General features: G+C 64.0%; 15 protein-coding genes and 1 pseudogene. 8 read left to right on the top strand and 8 right to left on the bottom strand.

What is annotated here, in order from left to right:
• The 4 genes from thsA to PLN84_RS09460 form a co-directional block, all read left to right on the top strand.
• A partial coding sequence (thsA, locus tag PLN84_RS09475; protein ID WP_348532021.1) for a thermosome subunit alpha occupies positions 1–1,646 on the top strand: 1,646 nt, incomplete at its 5' end.
• 284 nt (positions 1,647–1,930) lie between these two features.
• Entirely contained in the window at positions 1,931–3,823 is a 1,893-nt protein-coding gene (locus PLN84_RS09470; protein ID WP_292384221.1) for a HAMP domain-containing sensor histidine kinase, read from the top strand.
• On the top strand, positions 3,820–5,706 hold the full coding sequence (locus PLN84_RS09465) for a HAMP domain-containing sensor histidine kinase (RefSeq protein WP_292384223.1): 1,887 nt from the start codon (positions 3,820–3,822) through the stop codon (positions 5,704–5,706). The genes PLN84_RS09470 and PLN84_RS09465 overlap by 4 nt, the downstream gene beginning before the upstream one ends.
• A 224-nt stretch (positions 5,707–5,930) precedes the next feature.
• Positions 5,931–7,808 (top strand): HAMP domain-containing sensor histidine kinase, encoded by a 1,878-nt coding sequence (locus PLN84_RS09460; RefSeq protein ID WP_292558518.1) that lies wholly within the window; start codon positions 5,931–5,933, stop codon positions 7,806–7,808.
• A 6-nt stretch (positions 7,809–7,814) separates the two neighbouring features.
• Here PLN84_RS09460 and PLN84_RS09455 read toward each other — a convergent pair whose 3' ends face one another.
• Together PLN84_RS09455 and lysS are read right to left on the bottom strand one after the other, a co-directional pair.
• Positions 7,815–8,009 (bottom strand): YwbE family protein, encoded by a 195-nt coding sequence (locus PLN84_RS09455; protein ID WP_292558519.1) that lies wholly within the window; start codon positions 8,007–8,009, stop codon positions 7,815–7,817.
• A gap of 24 nt (positions 8,010–8,033) precedes the next feature.
• A complete protein-coding gene (lysS, locus tag PLN84_RS09450) occupies positions 8,034–9,557 on the bottom strand; it encodes a lysine--tRNA ligase (protein WP_292384227.1) in 1,524 nt (507 codons plus the stop codon).
• 513 nt (positions 9,558–10,070) lie between these two features.
• Between lysS and udg the strand changes: the two genes are divergently transcribed.
• Together udg and PLN84_RS09440 are read left to right on the top strand one after the other, a co-directional pair.
• Positions 10,071–10,688: a type-4 uracil-DNA glycosylase gene (gene udg, locus PLN84_RS09445; RefSeq protein ID WP_292384229.1), complete on the top strand. Its 618-nt coding sequence runs from the start codon at positions 10,071–10,073 to the stop codon at positions 10,686–10,688.
• Between the two features lie 7 nt (positions 10,689–10,695).
• On the top strand, positions 10,696–11,127 hold the full coding sequence (locus PLN84_RS09440) for an NUDIX domain-containing protein (protein WP_292384231.1): 432 nt from the start codon (positions 10,696–10,698) through the stop codon (positions 11,125–11,127).
• A 28-nt stretch (positions 11,128–11,155) separates the two neighbouring features.
• Here the strand turns inward: PLN84_RS09440 and PLN84_RS09435 are convergent, their stop codons facing one another.
• The 4 genes and pseudogenes from PLN84_RS09435 to PLN84_RS09420 form a co-directional block, all read right to left on the bottom strand.
• Positions 11,156–11,488: a DUF1622 domain-containing protein gene (locus PLN84_RS09435; protein ID WP_292384232.1), complete on the bottom strand. Its 333-nt coding sequence runs from the start codon at positions 11,486–11,488 to the stop codon at positions 11,156–11,158.
• A gap of 69 nt (positions 11,489–11,557) precedes the next feature.
• A complete protein-coding gene (locus PLN84_RS09430; RefSeq protein ID WP_292384233.1) occupies positions 11,558–12,325 on the bottom strand; it encodes an ABC transporter ATP-binding protein in 768 nt (255 codons plus the stop codon).
• Positions 12,322–13,430, bottom strand: a pseudogene (locus PLN84_RS09425) (iron ABC transporter permease). Before PLN84_RS09425 ends, PLN84_RS09430 begins: the two are co-directional and overlap by 4 nt.
• 30 nt (positions 13,431–13,460) lie before the next feature.
• Entirely contained in the window at positions 13,461–14,627 is a 1,167-nt protein-coding gene (locus PLN84_RS09420) for an iron ABC transporter substrate-binding protein (RefSeq protein ID WP_292384235.1), read from the bottom strand.
• 218 nt (positions 14,628–14,845) lie between these two features.
• Between PLN84_RS09420 and PLN84_RS09415 the strand changes: the two genes are divergently transcribed.
• Together PLN84_RS09415 and PLN84_RS09410 are read left to right on the top strand one after the other, a co-directional pair.
• Positions 14,846–16,942: an acetate--CoA ligase family protein gene (locus PLN84_RS09415; protein ID WP_292384237.1), complete on the top strand. Its 2,097-nt coding sequence runs from the start codon at positions 14,846–14,848 to the stop codon at positions 16,940–16,942.
• 100 nt (positions 16,943–17,042) lie between these two features.
• A complete protein-coding gene (locus PLN84_RS09410) occupies positions 17,043–18,440 on the top strand; it encodes a rhodanese-like domain-containing protein (protein WP_292384239.1) in 1,398 nt (465 codons plus the stop codon).
• A 117-nt stretch (positions 18,441–18,557) separates the two neighbouring features.
• On the opposite strand, the gene PLN84_RS09405 is transcribed toward PLN84_RS09410, so the two are convergent.
• Together PLN84_RS09405 and PLN84_RS09400 are read right to left on the bottom strand one after the other, a co-directional pair.
• Positions 18,558–19,106 (bottom strand): OsmC family protein, encoded by a 549-nt coding sequence (locus PLN84_RS09405; RefSeq protein WP_292384240.1) that lies wholly within the window; start codon positions 19,104–19,106, stop codon positions 18,558–18,560.
• A 48-nt stretch (positions 19,107–19,154) separates the two neighbouring features.
• Positions 19,155–21,038, bottom strand: a 1,884-nt coding sequence (locus PLN84_RS09400; RefSeq protein ID WP_348532020.1) for a thioredoxin domain-containing protein, incomplete at its 5' end; no start/stop codon positions are given.

The following is a 21,038-nucleotide window of genomic DNA, read 5'->3' as shown; positions in this document are numbered from 1 at the left end:
GACAACCAATCCTTATTCTGAAAGAGGGTAGCCAGCGTACCCGCGGTCGTGACGCTCAGTCAGGCAACATTGCTGCCGCAAAGGCCGTCGCAAGTGCCGTAAGGACAACGCTCGGCCCCAAGGGCATGGACAAGATGCTTGTCGACACCATCGGCGACGTCGTCATCACGAACGACGGCGTAACAATCCTGAAAGAGATGGATATCGAGCACCCTGCCGCAAAGATGATGGTCGAGATCGCAAAGACCCAGGACGATGAGGTCGGCGACGGTACCACGACGGCTGTCGTGATCGCAGGCGAACTCCTGAAGCGTGCCGAGGACCTCCTCGACCAGGACGTGCACCCCACGGTCATCGCTCACGGCTACCGCATGGCCGCCGACAAAGCGCAGGATATCCTCAACGATATCGCCGTCGACATCAGGCCCGACGACATGGTGCTGCTCCGGAAGATCGCCGACACCGCCATGACCGGCAAGGGCGCCGAGGCCGCAAAGGAGAAACTCACGGAGCTCGTCGTCAAGGCAATCACGATGGTCGCGGACGCCGACGGCGCCGTCGACACCGAGTTCGTGAAGGTCGAGAAGAAGGTCGGCGGGTCCATCGAGGACTCCGAGATCGTCGAAGGCATGCTCATCGACAAGGAGCGTGTGCACCCCGCGATGCCCCGTGTCGTGAACGACGCGAAGATCCTGCTCTTAAACGCCGCCGTCGAGTTCAAGAAGACCGAGGTCGACGCCGAGATCAGCATCACGAGCCCCGACCAGCTCCAGATGTTCCTCGATGAAGAGGAGCGGATGATCAAGGGCATCGTCGACAAGATCGTCGCCTCCGGCGCCAACGTCCTCTTCTGCCAGAAGGGTATCGACGACATCGCCCAGCACTACCTCGCCAAGGCCGGTATCTTTGCCGTCCGGCGTGTCAAGAAGAGCGACATGGAGAAACTCGCCCGCGCCACCGGTGCGGCTGTCGTCAGCTCCATCGACGCCATCGCCGCCGAGGAGCTCGGCAAGGCAGGCAACGTCGAGGAGAAGAAGATCTCCGGCGAGGAGATGATCTTCGTCACCGAGTGCGACAATCCCAAGGCGGTCTCGATCATCATTCGCGGCGGCACCGAGCACGTTGTCGACGAGCTCGACCGCGCGATGGAAGACGCTCTCCGGGTCGTCAGCGTTGCCGTCGAGGACAAGAAGTTCGTCGCCGGCGGCGGTGCGCCCGAGATCGAGCTCTCGCTCCGGCTCCGGGAATACGCCGCAACCGTCGGCGGACGCGCCCAGCTCGCCATCGAGGCGTTCGCAAACGCGCTCGAGATCATCCCCAGAACGCTTGCCGAGAACGCAGGTCTCGACCCGATCGACATGCTCGTCGCACTCCGTGCATCCCACGAGAAGGGCGGCAAGAATGCGAAGTACATGGGACTTGACGTCTTCAACGCCGTCTCCGGTGATATGCTCAAGGCCGGTGTCGTCGAGCCCCTGCGGGTGAAGACCCAGGCGGTCTCCAGCGCCGCCGAGGCTGCTATCATGATCCTCCGGATCGACGACGTCATCGCCGCATCCAAGTCCGCCGCTCCTGCAGGCGGTCCGGGCATGGACGAGATGGGCGGCATGGGTGGCATGGGCGGCATGGGCATGCCCCCGATGTAAGATCACCGTACCGTCCCACGATATCATCCGGGACCGTGATCCACGGCCCCGGCACTCTCTTTTTCCCATGATACGGCCCTCGTGCAACGTGCAGGCGTCCGCAGGGGTATCTCGCGCAACCGTGCGATCTTGACGCTGATTGGTCCGCTGTGAGATCCTGGTTTCCTGAACCGGGATTTCCGTGCAAAGATCGGTCATGCTAAATATTTCCGAGGGATACCCTCTTTTAAGATTGTTCCAGCCCGACAGGAAGCAGAGGCATGAAGAGCGGAGACGATGACTGAATGGCAGAAAAGAGGCCGGATCGGCATTCTTTCCCCTTCATGCTCTACCTCCTGCTCGCGATCCTGCTCGCGATGGCCCCCCTCATCTGTCTGATCTCGCTCGTAGACTCTGTCGGGGTTCGCCAGGAACTGGAGACACACACCCGGGAGTTCCGGAACCAGACCGAGTCCGGTGTCACTCTCTCGATCCTCCTGGTGGATACGGGGCTGAAACTCTTCGACAACACCTTAAACCACGAGATGGCGGAGGGATGCGGTCCGGTCCTCGCCGAATACGAACGGGCGGGACGTGACCCGGCAGAGATGGACCTCCTCCGGGTCAGGGAGGAACTCGGCGGCAGGATGGATATCTATGTCGTCAACGCAAACGGGGTCATCGAGTACACCACCTACGCTCCTGATCTCGGCCTCGACTTCCGCGAGATCCCCTCCTTTTACGACCGGATAACGGAACTCCGGCTCGGTGACGCTTTCGCGGCCGACAGGGTCGTCACCGGGATTGCCGCCGGCGAACTCCGGAAGTACGCGTATATGCCCTCGCCCGATCACCGCTGCCTCTTCGAGCTCGGCCTCGTGGAATCCGAGTTCTGCGAGTATCGCACGGCGTTGAACTACGGGGATACTGTCCGGGAACTGGTGAACCTGAACCCGGAGATCCTGGGGATCCGGATATTCAACTGCCTGGGCGAGCGGATCACGGGTGAAGCGCATCCCGACGACGACCGGCGGCTGCCCCTGGTCCGGCAGGCATACCGGGAGAGGACCACGCTTGAAGCCGAGAACGCCACCGCAGGCGAACTGACCCGGTACCTCTTCGTCGATCTGACGGACAGCGGTGCCGCGTCGGATATGAGCATGGTCGTCGAGCTGACCTACACCACGAAGGCCGCAGAGGAGAAGATCGCGGGTCTGCTTGCCCGGCAGGTCGGGATTCTGCTTATCGGGTTTGCCCTCATCGGCTGCCTCTCTGCCGTTGCCGTATTCATCCTGACGCGGCCGGTGCGCAGCCTCGTCGAGGACGTCGATGCCGTCGCCGGCGGCGACCTTTCCCACCCTATCCGGGTGGGCGGGAGCGAGGAGTTCGTACATCTCGGCGAGAGCATCAATGCCATGGTCGCTTCCCTCAAGGAGACGATGCAGAGGCTCCGGGAATCGGAGGAGGAGATCATCCGGCACAGCCACACCCTTGAAGAGCAGGTCCGGGAACGGACGGCCGACCTGGAGGATTCCAACCGCATGGCGACCTTCTTCCTCGACATCATGCGGCACGACATCAACAACGCCAACAACGTTGCAAACCTCTACTCCGACCTCCTTGCCGCCGAGCTTGAGGGGCAGCCCGAAGCCGAGTACCTCCGAAAGGCAAAGATCGGGCTCGCAAAGAGTATGGAGATCGTCCGGAACGTCAACACCATCCAGCATATCCAGGGCGGCCTGCCGTCGCCGGCCCCGGTCGCCCTCGACCGGGTCATCCGGCGCGAGATCGAGCATGCTCCCGGCTCGAGGATCACCTATCAGGGCAACACAGCCGTTGCCCTCGCCGACGACCTTCTCTCTGAGGTCTTCGCGAACCTCATCGGCAACGCCGTGAAGCACGGCGGCCCCGCAGTCGAGATCATCATCCGGGTTGAGGACGAGGGCGAGTTCGTCCGGGTCTCGGTCGAAGACAACGGGCCGGGGATCCCGGATGCCGAGAAGCCCCGGCTCTTCGACCGGCTGCAACGGGGCACGCACCGTGCGGCCGGGACGGGCCTCGGCCTCCACATCTGCCGGATGCTTGTCGAGCGTTACGGGGGGACGATCCGGGCGGAGGACCGGGTCGCAGGCCGTCCGGACCTGGGCGCGGCGATCCGGTTCACGCTCAGGAAGGCCGGGGCAGGAGACGGGCCATGACGGGCGGGCACGGCCGCGGGGTCCGCCCCCGCCGCTTCGGCACGTATCTCGCGCTCGCCATGATCCTGATCACGCTCCCGGCGATCGGGCTCGTTACGGTCCTGGACTACCAGCAGGTCGAGCAGGAACTGATTGCCGGGGAGGACCTGCTTCGGGAGCAGACGGAAAAGAGTGTCGTCCAGTCGCTCTCTCTCGTGGATGCGGGTCTCCGGCTCTTCGACGGCACGCTGGATCAGCGGATGGAGGACGGGTTCGGCCTGGTCCTCGCCGGATACGAACGGGCGGGGAGTGACCCGGGCAGGATGGATCTCATCGCGCTCAAAGAGGAGATCGGCGGGGAGATGGACATCTACATCATCAACGCAAGCGGGGTCATCGAGTACACCACCTACGCTCCCGATCTCGGCCTCGACTTCCGGGAGATCCCCTACTTCTACGACCGGATAACGGAACTCCGGCTCGGCGACGCCTTTGCGGCCGACAGGGTCGTTGCGGAGCCGGCAGGCGGGATATTGCGGAAGTACGCGTATATGCCCTCGCCCGATCACCGCTACCTCTTCGAGCTCGGTCTCGTCTGCAGTTCGACCGATATCGACCGCTACGATCCCCGCTACCAGACCCTGCGAGAGGAACTCGTGCGGTTGCACCCGGCAGTCACGGGGATTCGGATCTTCGACTGCTATGGGAGGCTCATCAACGTGACCGACCCGGTCGACCCGGTAGGCGTCCCGGCCGTCAACCCGGTCGCCGTGGAGGTCTTCGAGACGAAGGAAGATCGGACGCTGACCGATTCGGTTGCCGGGACGATCACCCGGTATATCTTTGTCGACCTCTCCGATCCCCGCTACCCCTCCGATGCGAGCCGGATCGTCGAGCTGACCTCCACGACCGCTCCTCTCGACGCACGGCTCGCGGAGATGCGGTTCAGCCATGCCTTCATCGTGATCCTGGCGAGCCTTGTCGCCTGCGGCATCGCGATCCCGGTCTCACGGCGGATCACCCGGCCGGTGCGGGAGATCGCCGACGACGTCAACCGGATCGCCCGCGGCGACCTCGATCACCGGATCCGTCTCCCCGCCGGGACCGAGTTTGCCCGTCTCTCGAAGAGCATCAGCGCCATGGTCGACTCCCTCAAGGAGAACATCCGGAGGCTCCAGGAGTCTGAAGCGACTTCGCGGCAGTACAGCGCCCGGCTCGAGGAGCAGGTCCGGGAGCGGACGGCCGACCTGGAGGAGTCCAACCGGGCGGCAGCGCTCTTCCTGGATATCATGGTCCACGACATCAACAACGCAAACACCATCGCCATCGGATATACCCAGGTGTTAGTCGACGTGCTCGACGGGGAGCGGCAGGAGATGGCGAGGAAGATGCTCGCGCGGTTTGAGCAGAGTTCCGGTATCATCGGCAACGTCGTCACGCTCCGGCGGGTCAGGGAGACCGGGGCGGCACTGACGCGAGTGGACCTTGATGCGGTGATCCGGACGCAGGTGGCGGATCAGCCGGCGATCCGCTACGAGGGCCGGCCGATTGAAGTCCTTGCCGACGGCCTCCTCTCTGATGTCTTTGCGAACCTCATCGGAAACGCGATGAAGTTCGGCGGCCCCGCAGTCGAGATCGCCATCCGGGTTGAGGACGAGGGCGAGTTCGTCCGGGTCTCGGTCGAGGACGGCGGGCCGGGGATCCCCGACGACGTGAAACCCCGGCTCTTCGGCCGGCTGAGCCGGGGTGACCACATGGCGGCGGGGACGGGTCTCGGCCTCTACATCTGCCGGATGCTTGTCGAGCGCTACGGCGGGACGATCCGGGTAGAAGACCGGGTGGACGGCCGGCCGGACCTGGGCGCGGCGATCCGGTTCATGCTCCGGAAGGCGCCGCGGGAGTAGCCGCCGCCCGGACTATCCTATCGTTCTCCCATCATTCCGACTGGTTCCCTCACAATCAGAGGTTCCCTTCGCACGAAGATTTAGGTGGGATGATCTCCATGTGTGAGTGCTGAAATGGAGACCCTACTCTCGCGGGTGAACACGATCCGGGGCGGCCGGTCCGGCCGGGGGATGCGCACTGAACCCCCGCTTCCGCGCCTCATCCCCTCGCGCGATGGAGGCTTATGACGAGCGCCCCCGCACCGGTTCCGGAGCACCGGCCATTCGCGACCACCCTCATCATAGCCATCCTGCTTATCGTCATCCCGACCATCGGCCTCCTCTCCGTCTACGACTACATCCAGGCTGAGGCGAGGATGACCGCCGACCTGAATACCCTCCAGAATGTCACCGAGAAGAGCATCCGGGAATCGATCACGGACGTAGACACCGGCCTCAAGCTCTTCGACGATTCCCTCAACCTGCGGCTGGAGAGGGGGCTTGCTCTCTTTGTCGAGGAGTACGAGCGGACGGAGAGGAACCCGGCAGAGATGGATCTCTTTGCGCTCAGAGAGCAGCTTGGGGGCGATATGGACCTCTACGTCATCAACGCGTCGGGGGTCGTCGAGTATACCACCAACTCTCGCGACCGGGGCCTTGATTTCAGAGAGAACCCGGACTTTTACGCCGAGATCACCCGGATGCGCCTGGGAAACGGGTTCTCGCCCGATCGCGTGGTGTACGAACGCACAACCGGGGAGGTCTGGAAGTATGCCTATATGCCGACGCCGGACCACCGGTACCTCCTTGAGATCGGGCTCGTGCCGAGCGCGTTCGTGGAGGAACGGAACCGGCTGCGTGCACAGGAGAGTGCGCAGGAGTTTGTTGCCTTAAACCCGTATCTCGAATCGATCCGCGTCTACGACATCTTCGGCAACCCTGTCGGGGAGGGTGACGAACCTCCCGATCCCGCGACCCGGGCACTCCTTACCGGGACGATCATCCCCAAAAGGACCGATTACGAGGTTCGCGACGAGCACGGAAAGCAGATCCGGTACCTCTTCATCGACTTAAAAGACCCGGATTACCCCTCGGACCCGAGCGTCGTCGTCGAGCTGACCTACAACACGGCGCTCATCCAGAGCCAGCTCGACCGGATGCTCTACTACCGTGCTGCCGTTGCGGCCCTTGCGATCGTTCTCTGCAGCGCGGTCATCTTCCTGGTTGCCCGCCGGCTCACGCGCCCGATCGAGGAGATCATCGATGATGTCGATATCATCGCGCATGGGGATCTTGACCACACGATCCGGGTTTCGGCGACCCGCGAAGTCATGAGGCTTGAGCGGAGCATCAACACGATGGTCGCGAGCCTCAAAGCGGGGATGCGACGTCTCCAGGACTCGGAGGAGATGGTCCGGGAGTACAGCGAGAGTCTGGAGGAGCAGGTCCGCGAGCGCACGGCCGAGTTGCAGGAGTCGACGGAGAGGGCGAACCTGTACCTCGATATCATGACGCACGATATTAAGAACGCCACGAACACCGCGAGCCTCTACACGGAGCTCCTCATGGAAGAACTCGAGGGAGAGCCGCGGAGTTATACCGGGAAGATACAGAAGAGCCTCGGCAAGAGTATCGAGATCATCAGGAACGTCAATACCATCAGGCAGATCCGGGAGGAGACCACCGTCCTTCGGCCGATAGCGCTCGACCCCGTCATCAGGGGGGAGATCGAGCACTACCCGGACGCAAAGATCGCGTATCCGGGCAGCACGGCCGTTGTCCTTGCTGACGACCTGATCTCCGAGATCTTCACGAACCTGATCGGCAACGCGGCGAAGTTCGGCGGCCCCGCAGTCGAGATCGCCGTCCGTGTCGAGGAGCGCAGGGATGATGTCGTGGCCTTTGTCGAGGATACCGGGCCGGGCATCCCCGACGAACGGAAACGAAGCCTCTTCAACCGTTTCAGCGGGGGCGAGAGCGAAAAGAGCGGCCTGGGCCTCGGCCTCTACATCTGCCGGATGCTTGTCGAGCGCTACGGGGGGACGATCCGGGCGGAAGACCGGGTGGAAGGGCGGCCGGACCTGGGGGCGGCCGTCAGGTTCACGCTCAGGAAGGCTGCCTGAGGCCCCTTATCCGATGATCTCCTGGACCCGGCCGACCTGGCCGTCCTGGAGCCGGACCTTGATCCCGTGCGGGTGAAAGGAGGAGTTCGTCAGGATCTCGGCGACGACGCCGCGGGTGCGCTTCCCGGTCTTCTGGTCGCGTTTGAGCACGATATCCACCGTCATCCCGGGGCGGATGGCGGCCCGGTTCTGTCCGTTCATGATAGAGGAAAGGGCGGCGCGGGGTTACTCCTCGCCGCCGTCCTGCTCCGGCTCCGAGCCGTTCGAGCCGGGGATGGTCTTCATCTGCGGGAAGAGGAGGACCTCCTTGATCGAGTCGTTTCCGGTGAGGAGCATCACCAGGCGATCGATCCCGATCCCGACGCCGCCCGTCGGGGGCATCCCGTAGCCGAGCGCGTTGATGAAGTCATAATCGATCATCTGCGCCTCGAGGTCGCCCCGCCGGCGCTTCGCGTCCTGGAGTTCGAGCCGTGCCTTCTGGTCGAGGGGGTCGTTTAACTCCGAGAAGCCGTTTGCCATCTCCATCCCGGCGATGAAGAGTTCGAACCGCTCCGTGAACCCTTCCTTTGTGCGGTGCTTCTTTGCGAGCGGCGAGTTCTCGACGGGGAAGTCGTAGACGAACGTCGGCCGGATGAGCTGCTTCTCGCCGAAGTGCTCGAAGAAGAGCACCAGGTACTCGCCCCGGGTCGTGGCGCTCTCGCAGCCCTCGACGCAGTGCTCGAGGCCGAACGCACGGAGTTCTTCGAGGCTCATGGCCTGGAAATCGATACCGGCGTACTCCCGCACCGCCTCCTCCATCGAGAGGCGGCGCCAGGGGCGGGAGAAGTCCAGATCCTGCCCGGCGAACAGGACGGTCGTGTTCCCGCAGACCTTCTCTGCAAGGTGGGCGAAGATCTCCTCGGTGAGGTCCATCATGTCGTTGTAGTCGCGGTAGGCCTCGTAGATCTCCACCATCGAGAACTCGGGGTTGTGGTTGGTATCGATGTCTTCGTTCCGAAAGTTCTTCGCGATCTCAAAGACTTTGTCGAACCCGCCGACGACCAGGCGCTTGAGGTAGAGTTCCGGGGCGATCCGGAGGTAGAGTTTCTGGTCGAGGGCGTTGTGGTAGGTGGTGAACGGCCGGGCGTTCGCGCCGCCGTAGATCGGCTGCAGGGTCGGCGTCTCGAACTCCAGATACTCCCGCTCGAAGAGGAACTGCCGGAGGAGCGCGATGATCCTGCTCCGGGTCCGGAAGGTCTCGCGGCTCTCGTCGTTCATGATCAGGTCGAGGTAGCGCTGCCGGTAGCGGGTCTCGACGTTCTTGAGCCCGTGGAACTTCTCCGGGAGCGGGCAGACCGACTTCGTGAGGAGCTCGAACCGGTCGACCCAGATGGTGATCTCCCCCATCTTTGTCCGGAAAACGTGGCCGACGACGCCGATGATGTCGCCCGCGTCGACATACTGCTTGAACAACTCGAACTGCTCCTCGCCGAGGTCGTTCTTCCGGAGATAGAGCTGTATCCTGCCGCACGAGTCTCCCATATCCGCAAAGATCGTCTTGCCGTGCTGGCGGACGATGTAGATGCGGCCCGCGGTGCTGACCGCCTCCTCGCTCTTCTCGTGCCCGATTGCGGAGAACCGTTCCCGGATCTCCTCGACGGTATCCTTGCGCTCAAAGGTGTAGGGGTAGACCGTCACCCCGCGCCCGCGCAGTTCCTGTATCTTATCGATCTTTGTCGTATCAAAACAGAGACGATCCATATCACTCATAGTGTAAACGCTCCATTCAGCCTGCAGCCCCATATTCTTCTGTAAATCCGGGTTAGGCCACGCTCAGGGGAGGTCGGGCCGTATGCTCACGGATGAATCCTATATAACATCTCCTTCCGGTGCTATTAATGTTTGAGGAGCCCCAGGCCGAAGGGCTGTGGCTCGAGCACCGTCAGGTGTGAGGAGCCCCAGGCCGAAGGGCTGTGGCTCGAGCACCGTCAGGTGTGAGGAGCCCCAGGCCGAAGGGCTGTGGCTCGAGCACCGTCAGGTGTGAGCGGCCCCAGGCCGAAGGGCTGTGGCTTGAGCAACCGCGAAGCGTCTTTGCGTCCGGACCCGTGCCTTCACGGTTACTGCCGTGCATAGACGCCGGAGGACGGATCTGCCCGTCACGAAGGGACGGGATGCCGGTCGCCCCGTGTATCATCACGCGCACGACGGGGGTGCTGGAGTTCGTCGCCGGCGACAAATCCAATGCGTAAGAAGGTTATACGAGTTATCGTCTATAGTGTGAACATGGAGTGGGAGACAGAGAGAGAGGCAGCGGTAGGGAGGCTTGCCGCTGTCATCGGCGAATGCCGGAAGTGCCCTCTCTGGGAGAACACCCACCATGCGGTCCCGGGGGAGGGGAACCCCGGGGCCGACCTCATGCTCATCGGCGAAGCGCCGGGAATGCAGGAGGACCTCACCGGGAGGCCGTTTGTGGGGCGGGCGGGAAAACTCCTCGATAGCCTCCTCTCGGGTATCGGTCTTGCGCGAGACGACGTCTTCATCGCGAACATCGTCAAGCACCGGCCGCCCGGGAACCGTGACCCGCGGGACGAGGAGATCCTGGCCTGCACCCCCTATCTTGAGGAACAGATCCGGCTCGTCGCGCCGGAGGTGATCGTGATGCTCGGCCGGCACTCGAGCAGGTATATTCTCTCCTTCCTGCCGGTCCGGTTCGACCGGATCACGGAGATCCGCGGGACGGTCTACCGGGGCCTCCTCTTCGGTCACCCGGTCCGCCTCATCCCCACCCTCCACCCCGCCGCTGCGCTCTACAATCCGGGATACCGGGAGTCCCTGGAAGAGGATTTCCGCGTGATCAGGCGTGAACTGGCGGGAGCAGGAGGATCAGCGATAGAAGACTGAGGGAAGAATGGCAAAAGAGCGGTCATGTGGGGCGGTCGTCGTCCGGTGGAATACGGATCTCCAGTACCTCATCCTGCAGTATGGGGCCGGACACTGGGACCTGGTGAAAGGGCACGGCAGGCGCGGCGAGAGCGAGGTGGAGACCGTACTCCGCGAACTGGAGGAGGAGACCGGGATCACCCGGGCCGCGTTCGTCCCCGGGTTCCGTGAGGAGATCCACTACTTCTTCCAGCGCCGCGGGCGCACGGTCTATAAAGAGGTCATCTACTTCCTGATCGAGACCCCGGAGGAGGAAGTGACGCTCTCCGACGAGCATATCGCCTACCGTTGGCTCCCCTACGGCGAAGCGCTGCATACGATCACCTTCGGGAACTCAAAGCGGGTTGTCGCGAGAGCACACGAGCGCCTGGTCACGGTCCGGAATCGGAGAGGCAAGTGACCGTACGTTCCGGGCCCTCCGCCCTTTCTCACATCTTCCTGTCTTCCGGGAGCTCGCTCACCTCCTTCCCGAGGAAGTAACTCACGACGGTCCTGATGGTGACGAGCGACCCGAGGATGACCAGGTCCTGGAGCGTCGGTTCGAGGATCGTCTTCAGGACGTCGGCGGCGACGAAGAACTCAAGGCCGATAAGGATGCGCGTGGTAAACGCCCACCGGATGTCGTGGTAACTCATCTCCCTGAGGCGCGTCTCCCGCGCCAGCAGTTCGACGATCGCGATCACCGCGCCGTAAACGATGAAGAGCGCCCCGAATGACCCGAGGGCCGTCTCCACGATCTCGATGAACATCTCGAGCACCATGGCCGGCGGGTGTATCGGCGGCGGGGAGTTTATAGGTTCCCGGAGGCCTTCACGGCAGCCGGCTTCCGGTCAGTCCCCCTCCGGTGCGAGGGGGACGACAACGGAAAACCCGTTATACCGCTCGACCGTGACCGGGACGCCGTAGACCGCCCCGATACTCTCCGGCGTCACCACCTCGGGCCCTCCGGCAGCGTGGATGACGCCGCCTTTTAAGAGGATGAACCGGTCGGCGTAGCGGAGCGCCATGTTGAGGTCGTGCATCGTCATCACGGCGGCGACGTTGTGTTCTTCCGCCACGCGCCGGACGATCCCGAGAATCTCGAGCTGGTTCCTCAGGTCGAGGCTGCTCGTCGGTTCGTCGAGGAGGAGCACCCGGGGCTCCTGCACAAGCGCCCGCGCGATGCTCACCTTCTGGAGCTCCCCGCCGCTCATCTCGTCGATGTGCCGGAGCGAGAGGTCTTCGAGGCGGAGCATCCGGATAGCCGCCTCGACGATCCGGATATCCGTCTCCGTCACGTTCCACCCGATATGCGGCCGCCGGCCGAGGAGAACGGCGTCGAAGACGGTCATCCGGCCCGCCTCGCACCGTTGCGGGACGTAGCCCACGTTTCGCGCGATCTCCATCCGGTCTGCCTCGAGGAGATCCATCCCCCCGACGAGGACGGACCCGGCCTTCGGCCGCAGGATGGCGTTCATGCACTTCAAGAGCGTCGTCTTGCCGACACCGTTCGGGCCCAGGATCGCGAGGACCTGGCGCGGAGCGAGGTCGAACGTGATCTCCCGGAGGACCGGCGTGCTCCGGTAGGTGAAGTCCACGCCGTTGACATCGAGGATCATCGCCGGTACCCCACGACAAGCAGATAGATGAAGACCGGTGCGCCGAGGAACGCCGTCAGCACGGCGACCGGAAGGACATAGGGTGCCACGACGACCCGGGCGACCGTATCCGAGGCGAGGAGGAGGAGCCCCCCCGCCACGCAGGAACCCGGGATCAGGTAGCGCTGGTCGTCGCCGATGACCCTCCGGACCATATGCGGGCAGACCAGGCCCACGAAGCCGATGACGCCGAGGAACGAGACGATGACGGCAGAGACGAGCGCCGCAACGACCATCCCGACGTCCCGGACCCTCTCGACGCTGACGCCGAGCCCCTTTGCCGTCTCGTCGCCGGCATCGATCGCGTTGTAGTTCCACCGGTTTGCGATGAAGTAGAGCGTGGCCGCCGTGACGACGAGGGTCATGATGCCGAGTTCCTGCCAGCTGGCCCTTCCGACGTCGCCGAACGCCCAGAAGACGACGGCGGCAAGCTGTGTGTCGTCGGCGAAGTACTGGAGGAACATCGTCCCCGCCGTGAAGAGGGAGGAGAGCGCGACGCCGGCAAGCACCATCACCTCGGGCGACGTCCCGCGTATCCGGGATATGAGGAGGATCACCAGCGTCGCAAGGAGACAGAAGAGGAACGCCACGATCGTCGTCAGGTAGGGGTTGTTGAGGGTGACGGCGTCGGCGATCGTCGACTGCATCTGTCCGGTGCCGCGATGACCGAGACGGCAGCCCCGAAGGCGCCGGCGTTCGATATCCCGAGCGTGAACGGGGATCCGAGCGGATTTCGGAGGATCGACTGCATGGCGACGCCGGCCACCGAGAGGCCGATACCGGCGACGATCGCGGCAAGCGCCTGCGGGAGGCGGATGTTCCAGACGATCAGGTCCGTGCTCGTCGTGCTCACGGCGGCGCCGGGGTGGAGGAGCGCGTTGATCCGGTCGACGATGCCGTTTGCGATCGAGAGGAAGACATCGTAAGGGGGGATGTTGACCGCACCGATCGATATGGAGACGATCAGGAGGAGGAAGAGGAGGACGGTCCCCCCGAGTATCCAGAGGCGTTTCTTCCGCACGTATCCCTGGTAGTCTGCGGGGATGGCCCCGTCTGCAAAGTGCATCCCGTCATCTCCTCCTGCCCGGACCCGGGCTTACAGCGGGATCTCCGCAAAGCCGAGGTTCTGGTACTCGCTGTTGTGCTCGGCAAAGACCGGTTTTCCAACAAAGAACGTGTAGATCTCGTCCGCCTTCTCCGCCGGGTCGATCTCGGCGAACCGGTCCGGGTACAGGGTCTTCCCGATGAAGTAGGCGTCGGCAAGCACGGTCTCGTAGTTCGTGTAATAGAAGTTGTACGGAAGAACGCCGTAGACCCGGCCCTCCTTCGCGGCAGAGAGCCCCTGGAGCGCGGGGTCGGTCTTCAGCTCGCCGATCGCCCCGCCGTTGTCCAGCTGGGTCGTGCCGGCATCTATGAAGATATACTCGGGGTCCCAGTCGACGAGCGCCTCTTTCGCGACGTCGGCGTGGGCGGTGCCGAGGCCTGCTGCGACATTCTTCGCGTGCACCCAGGAGAACGGCGGGTAGGACGGTTCTGTGGAGACGATGCCGTGGGCTCCTGATGAAGAGACCCCGCCGACGTAGACCCTCTTCTGCTCAGCCTCGGGGATATCGCCGGTCCGGCGCTCGAGGTCGGCCACCGTCGCCTCGATGTAGGCGATCACCTCTTCGGCCCGGTCCTCCTTCCCGATAACCTGCCCCATCGTGCGGAGGGTCCCGTACACCTCGGCCTTCTCGGCGTCGTTCGTGAGCGAGCCGTAGGGGAGCGCTACGACCGGGATGCCGGTCTTCCTCTGGAGTTTGTCGGCCTCGGCAATACTGGTCCCGTGCGCTGCTCCGGCCACGCTGGTCTTGAAGACGACCTGCGGGCCTATGCCGAGGATCTTCTCGGGGTCGTCCTTGCCCCGGAACTCGCCGATCAGGGGGAGGTTCTTGAACTGTGACCCGTGGGCGAGGGCATAGGGACGGCCCTCCCTCACCTGCTCTTTCTTCTCCTGGTCGTCGACGCCGACGACGAGGTCCCGGCCCTGGAGATAGACGAGGTAGCGGAGGCACCCTGAGCCCGAGCAGACGACGCTCTCCGGGGACGACGCGACGGTGACCGCCCGGCCGAATCCGTCGATGACCGCGGCGGTCTGGCCGGTGCCGCCCTGGACGACGGCTGGATCGGTATCGGTGCCGGTACACCCGGCGGCGAGCATGGCGAGAACGAGGGCCGCAAGCACCACGGCCGTGAGCAATCCGGTGTATCGGGGCGATAACATACAAATATCTGTACTCGTAACACACTTTATTATAGTTATCGAATTACGACCTACGATATATGATGTATTTCCCATTTGTACTACCAGGGCCGGTGCATGGACCTTGACCCCCGGGCGCGGGAAGGTGGATAACTATTATGGGCGGTCGGACCAATTCCCCTGACAGGGAGACCGGTCGTGTCCGGGTCGCATGAGCGGGATACGGTTGAGGGATACGCATGCCGGAGAGGATGTTAACCGAATCTGAAGGATACCGCCTGCTGGAAGCATGCGGGATACCCGTGCCGCCCCATCACCTCGCCACCAGCGCCGGGGATGCACGGACTGCGGCGGGAGAGATTGGCTACCCGGTCGTCATGAAGATCATCTCACCGCAGATTGTCCACAAGAGCGACGTCGGCGGGGTTGTCACCGGGATCGAGGGGCCGGATGACGCCGAAGAAGCCTATCGCACGATCCTGCAGAACAGCACTGCCCGTGCTCCGGAGGCGACGGTCACCGGCATCATCGTCGAGAAGCAGATGCCGGAGGGGCTCGAGGTCCTGATCGGCGGGAAGACCGACCCGTCGTTCGGGAAGGTCATCACGTTCGGCCTCGGCGGGAAACTGGTGGAGCTCCTGGAGGACGTCTCGATCCGGGTCCTTCCCGCGAGTGACGACGAGATCCGGGCAATGATCCGCGAGATCGAGGGCTACCGGCTCATCCGGGGGTACCGGGGGGAGCCGCCGAAGGACGAGGGGGCGCTCGTCCGTATCATCGCGGCGATGGCACGCATCTTCATCGAGGACCCCCGGATCCGGGAGTTCGACTTGAACCCGGTCATCCTCTACGAAGAAGGAGCCAGCGTCGTCGATGCGAGGATCATCGTCGGGGATACCACCGGGGGCGCCGCCGCCCGCCTCAGCATCCGGGCGCCCCCGGACCTCTTCTACCCGAACTCCATCGCCGTGATCGGTGCCTCCGCAAGCCCCAAGAAGGTGGGCTACTCCGTCCTCCGGAACCTGCTCTCCTTCCCCGGCGACCTCTACCCGGTCAACCCGGCCCGGGCCGAGGTCTTCGGACGGAAGGCCTACCCCTCTGTTGTGGATATCCCGGGCCCGGTCGACTGGGCAGTCATCGCCGTCCCCGCCCGCCTCGTCCCGGGGGTGATGGAGGAGTGCGGGGAGAAAGGTGTCCGGCTCGCCGTCATCGTCACCGCCGGATTTCGCGAGATCGGCGGCCCCGGCGCGACCCTCGAAGAGGAGGTTGTGGCGATCGCCAGGAAATACGGGATCCGGATCATCGGCCCGAACTGCCTCGGGGTGATGATGCCTCATATGGGGATCAACGCCACGTTCGACCCGGTCTCGCCGCGGGCGGGCGATGTGGCTTTCATCTCCCAGAGCGGCGCGATCATCACCACCGTCGTCGACTGGAGCCTTCCGGAGGAGTTCGGGTTCTCCAGCGTCATCAGCGTCGGCAACCAGGCGGATCTCGGGTTTGAGCATTACCTCCGGTTTGCCGAGCAGGACGAGAAGACCCGGTCGGTCACCCTCTACGTCGAGGAGATCCAGGACGGGCGCGGGTTTATGCAGATCGTCGGCGAGGTCGCCGGGCGAAAACCGGTGGTGGCGGTGAAGTCCGGGTCGTCGCGGAAGGGCAGGGCCGCGGCGTCGTCCCATACCGGCTCGCTTGCCGGAAGTTACGACATCTACGTCGCGGCGTTTCAGCAGGCGGGAGTGATCCCGGCCCGGAGCCTGCGGGATGCCTTCAACCTGGCCGAGCTCCTGGCGTCCGAGGGCTACCCGCAGGGGAAGCGGGCGATCGCCGTCACCAGTGCGGGCGGGTTCGCCGTCCTCGCCTCCGATTACGCCGAGTTGCACGGGATCGATATGGTCGACCTCCCGGAGGATGTGCTCCGCGACCTCAACGCGTTCCTGCCCCCGTTCTGGAACCACTCAAACCCCATGGATATCCTCGGGGACGCCGACGCCGAGCGGTTCGCCGCCCTCTTTAACGTGCTGATCCGGCACCAGGAGTTCTGGGACATCGTCTTCGTGATCGCCGTGCCGACAACGCTCGTCGATCCGGCACACGTTGCAAACGAGATCGTCCGGCTCTCCCGGAACACGGAGAAGATGGTGGTGGGCTGCATGCTCGGCGGCGACAGTATCCGGAGCGGTCTGCACATCCTCCGGGGCTGCCGGATCCCGAACTTCGAGGAGCTTGAGGATGCGTTCAAGGCGGTAGGGAGCATCCTTTCGGTCAGGACCGCACGGCCGGGTGAGCAGTCCCGCCCACCCCGTGACGGACAGTGTCCGGGCGGCGGGCGGTAATGCCCGTTCCCCTCCTGTATTTCCGGAAACCTTTTATGTTTCTCCCACGTTCCGGCAGATCGGAACGAATGGCGGAACCCCGCCGAGGAGATGCATACGGATGCTGTTTGAGAAGATTAAGTCCGATGTTATTGCTCACAATTCATACATCATCGGGGCGGGCGGAGAGGCGGTGGTGATCGATCCGAGACGCGACTGCCTGATCTACGCGAAGATCGCCGAGCGCGAGAATATGAAGATCACGAAGATCTTCGAGACGCACAAGAACGAGGACTACGTCATCGGTTCCCGCGAGCTCGCCCGGCCGACCGGCGCGGAGATCCTGCACGGGGCGCGGGAGGAGTTCGGGTTCGGTACCGGCGTCCGGGAGGGAGAGGCCTTCCGGGTCGGGCCGCTTGAGTTCGAGGTCCTGGAGACCCCGGGCCACACCGTAGAAAGCATATCCCTCCTCCTCCGCGACCGGTCGGTCTCCGACGACCCGCTGATGGTCTTTACCGGCGACGCCCTCTTTGCCGGGGACGTGGGCAGGACCGATCTTGCCGGCGCGGATAAGCGGCGGGAGATGTCGGAGATGCTCTATGCGAGCCTGCACGAGAAACTCCTCCCGTTTCCCGACGGGGTGATCGTCTGCCCCGCCCATGGCGCAGGGTCTGTCTGCGGCGGGAATATCAGCGACCGGGAGTATACGACGATCGGCTACGAGAAAGCGACGAACCGGCTGCTCTCGGTGGAAGAGGAAGAGTTCGTCGAGCGCAAGGTGCACGAACGGCTCTACGAACCCCGGTACTTCGTGATGATGCGGAACCTCAACCGGGAGGGTCCGCCCCTGATCTACAACCTCCCAAACCTGCGGCCCTGCTCCGCCCGGGAGATCCGCTCTCTCCTCGACAGGAAGGCCCAGATCGTCGATATCCGGTCGCCGACGAGTTTCGCCGGCGGGCATATCCCGGGCACCCTGAACATCTGGCGGCAGGGCCTCTCCCTCTACATGGGCTATTACCTGAACTACGAGGATCCGATCGTCCTGGTAGACGACTTCAACCTGGACCTGGACACCGTGGTGCGCCACTTCGTCCGGCTCGGCTATGACAATATATCCGGCTACCTCGCCGGGGGGTTTGCCGCCTGGTTCAAGCAGGGTGAGAGCATCGAGCGGGCCGGCATCTGGTCCCCTGCGGACCTTGCCGAGCACCTGGACGACCCCTCAATCTGGGTCCTCGATGTGCGGAACGTCAACCACCGGGAGGAGGACGGCTACATCCGGGGATCCCACCACATCTACGTCGGGCACCTCGAAGAGCACCTCGCGGAGATCCCGGAGGATAAGCAGGTCGTCGTCCACTGCGATGTCGGGTATAAGGGGAGCCTTGCGGCAAGCATCCTCGAGAAGCACGGTTTTGCGAACGTCATCAACCTGCTCGGGGGCACCGTCGGGTGGGAGGCGGCGAACTATCCGCTGGTGAAGGAGGAGCCTCTTTACGCCGCTCCGGCGATGTAGAACAATGCGGGCGGATCGTGGTTGTCGGTGCTGAAAAGAACGGGGTCGGGTCAGCCGGCCCCGGGCAGGCTCCCGCACGTAAGAGGAGGTGGGTGGATATAAGGGCTGACCGCTCCCTCATCTCGCCTTCGCCTCCTCCCACTCGATACAAACCCTGATCGGCACCCTCTCCCCGAGCGCTGCCGCGACCGGCGAGCGCCGGTAGGCGTGGTCCACGAGTTCCTCGATCTTCTCCCGCGGGGCGTCGGCGTCCACCCGGACGGTCAGGCGGATCTCTTCAAGACCCGGGTAGATATCCTGTCGCGAATCGCACCTTCGATGCTCAAGCTCCGGCCCTTCGGCCCGTCGCACTTCAAGGAATCCCCCGAGGTCGAGGTCGCCCGCAACGTCGATCTCGATCAGGTCGACCTCGATCCCGTCTTCGGCCGCGCTATAGGCGATACCGACCGCGATACAGGCGGAAAGCCCCGTGAGCACCAGTTCCGTCGGGCTCGGCCCCCGGTTCGTCCCGCCGACGACGGCCGGTTCGTCGGCCGGGATGGCGAAGTTCCGGACGATCGTGGTCGAGTGCGCACCGCCGTTCCAGCTCGTGATGCCGGAGAGGGTCCGTCTGCCCGCCGCCGCATCCCTCCGCATTGCGCCCGTAAGGGCATTCACACTTTTCATATCGACCCCGTTTCGCAACAACGTAGAGCCTCTCACAGGATCTCGCCGTCAGACGATCGGCTCCGGCGACCTCTCCCGCGACCTCATGAGCCGCAGCATCTCATCGATATCGGTCGTCGGGATGTCGCAGGCGTAGTTGGTGCAGACGTATGCCGTCGCCTTCTCCTCGATCATCACAATATCCCGGGTGAATCCGGCGACCTCCACGATCTCCGGTCTCTCCTCCCCGGACGGGCGGAAGATGACGAGGGAATCGGGCGTATACCGTGAACGTATGGCACGGACCATCGCCGTCGTATCCTCAGCGCCCGGCATCCCGGTGACGACCACCTCAAAGTTCGGCCCCAGCATGAACTCAAGACCGGTGAGGAAGTGGGTGTGGCCGGCAGGGCTTTTGCGGACGGTCCCGGCAAAGGTGAACTTCATCCGGTCGGCCGTCTCCTCGAGTTCGAGGTTCGCCGTCATCCGTGCGAGAGCAAAGAGGGCCTGCATGGCCACGCTGTTGCCGGAGGGGATCGCCCCGTCGTAGACCGGTTTCTGCCGGACGGGAGCATCCCCGTCGTCGGGGGTGAAGAAGAACCCCCCGCCTTCGCAGTCCCGGTAGCGGGCGACGAGGTCCCGGGCGAGTTCGGTGGCGGTCCTGAGATAGCGGGGGGCAAACGACGCCTCGTAGACCTCGATGAGAGCCCAGAGCATGAAGGCGTAATCGTCGAGGGTCGCGGCAAGACCGGCCTCGCCGTTCCGGTAGCGATGGAGGAGCCGCCCGTCCGGCCGCCGGAGGTTCTCGAGGACGAATGCCGTCGCCTTCTCCGCCGCCGCCAGGTACGCCGGGTCGTCGAAGGCCCGGGCGGCTTTGGCAAGAGCCGCGATCATCAGGGCGTTCCAGTCGGTCAGGATCTTGTCGTCCTTTGCCGGGCGGACCCGCTTCTCGCGGGCTGCAAAGAGCCTCTGCCGGGCGCCTTCCACGAACCAGGAGAGGTCCTCCTCCGACATCGAGAACTCGTGAGCCCAGGATGCCAGCGGCCGGCGCATGCGGAGGATGTTCTTGCCCGTCCGCCTCGCGCCCGGCTGCTCCCGGTAGTTCCCCGGCTCCGTGACGTTAAAGACCCGCGAGAACCGTTCGCCGTCGTCTTCCCCGAGGACCCCGACGATCTCGTCTTTCGTCCAGAGGTAGAACTTCCCCTCCTCGCCCTCGCTGTCCGCATCTTCCGCCGAGTAGAACCCGCCGGCAGGATCGGTCATGTCCCGCAGGACGTAGGCGATCGTCTCCCGTGCGGTCCGGGCAAACTCCTCCCTTCCCGTCGCAAGATACGCCTCCGTATATGCCATCACCAGGAGCGCCTGGTCGTAGAGCATCTTCTCGAAGTGCGGGACGAACCACTCGGCGTCCGTCGAATAGCGGTGGAACCCGTAGCCGACCTGGTCGAAGATCCCGCCCCGCCGCATGGCGTGCAGCGTCTTCTCGACCATCGTGTAGGCCGGCTCCTTCCCGGTCCGGTTCCCGTAACGGAGCAGGAATATGAGGTTGTGCGGAGTCGGGAATTTGGGTGCGTCCCCAAACCCGCCGTTCTCACCGTCGAAGACCCGGAAGAGGGTCTCGTAGGCCTCATCGAGAACGGCCTCGTCAAGATCGCTCTCCCCCGGCGGGGTGCGGGCCGCGCCCTGGAGCGCCTCCATCACCTGACCGCCGGCGTTCTCGAGGTCCTGACGCTGGCTCTGCCAGACCTTGCTGATCCGGGGGATGAGGTCGAGGAGCCCGGTCATCCCGTAACGGCTCTCTTTTGGTATGTAACTCGCTGCAAAGAACGGTTTTTTGTCGGAAGTCATCAAGATGGTGAGCGGCCACCCCCCCGTTCCCGTCAGCGCGTGGGCGGCCGCCATGTAGACCTGGTCGATATCCGGCCGCTCCTCGCGGTCCACCTTGATGCAGAC

The sequence above is a fragment of the Methanoculleus sp. genome (assembly GCF_035363275.1).
Lineage (GTDB): Archaea > Halobacteriota > Methanomicrobia > Methanomicrobiales > Methanoculleaceae > Methanoculleus.
This window is presented reverse-complemented; position numbering and strand designations above follow the sequence as displayed.

Coding starts and splice junctions, on each gene's coding strand:
- PLN84_RS09440 (WP_292384231.1), top strand. CDS start 10,696: ATGGCAAAAGAGCGGTCATGTGGGGCGGTCGTCGTCCGGTGGAATACG.
- PLN84_RS09415 (WP_292384237.1), top strand. CDS start 14,846: ATGCCGGAGAGGATGTTAACCGAATCTGAAGGATACCGCCTGCTGGAA.
- PLN84_RS09435 (WP_292384232.1), bottom strand. CDS start 11,488: ATGGTGCTCGAGATGTTCATCGAGATCGTGGAGACGGCCCTCGGGTCA.
- PLN84_RS09470 (WP_292384221.1), top strand. CDS start 1,931: ATGGCAGAAAAGAGGCCGGATCGGCATTCTTTCCCCTTCATGCTCTAC.
- udg (WP_292384229.1), top strand. CDS start 10,071: ATGGAGTGGGAGACAGAGAGAGAGGCAGCGGTAGGGAGGCTTGCCGCT.
- PLN84_RS09465 (WP_292384223.1), top strand. CDS start 3,820: ATGACGGGCGGGCACGGCCGCGGGGTCCGCCCCCGCCGCTTCGGCACG.
- lysS (WP_292384227.1), bottom strand. CDS start 9,557: ATGAGTGATATGGATCGTCTCTGTTTTGATACGACAAAGATCGATAAG.
- PLN84_RS09460 (WP_292558518.1), top strand. CDS start 5,931: ATGACGAGCGCCCCCGCACCGGTTCCGGAGCACCGGCCATTCGCGACC.
- PLN84_RS09430 (WP_292384233.1), bottom strand. CDS start 12,325: ATGATCCTCGATGTCAACGGCGTGGACTTCACCTACCGGAGCACGCCG.
- PLN84_RS09410 (WP_292384239.1), top strand. CDS start 17,043: ATGCTGTTTGAGAAGATTAAGTCCGATGTTATTGCTCACAATTCATAC.
- PLN84_RS09420 (WP_292384235.1), bottom strand. CDS start 14,627: ATGTTATCGCCCCGATACACCGGATTGCTCACGGCCGTGGTGCTTGCG.
- PLN84_RS09455 (WP_292558519.1), bottom strand. CDS start 8,009: ATGAACGGACAGAACCGGGCCGCCATCCGCCCCGGGATGACGGTGGAT.
- PLN84_RS09405 (WP_292384240.1), bottom strand. CDS start 19,106: ATGAAAAGTGTGAATGCCCTTACGGGCGCAATGCGGAGGGATGCGGCG.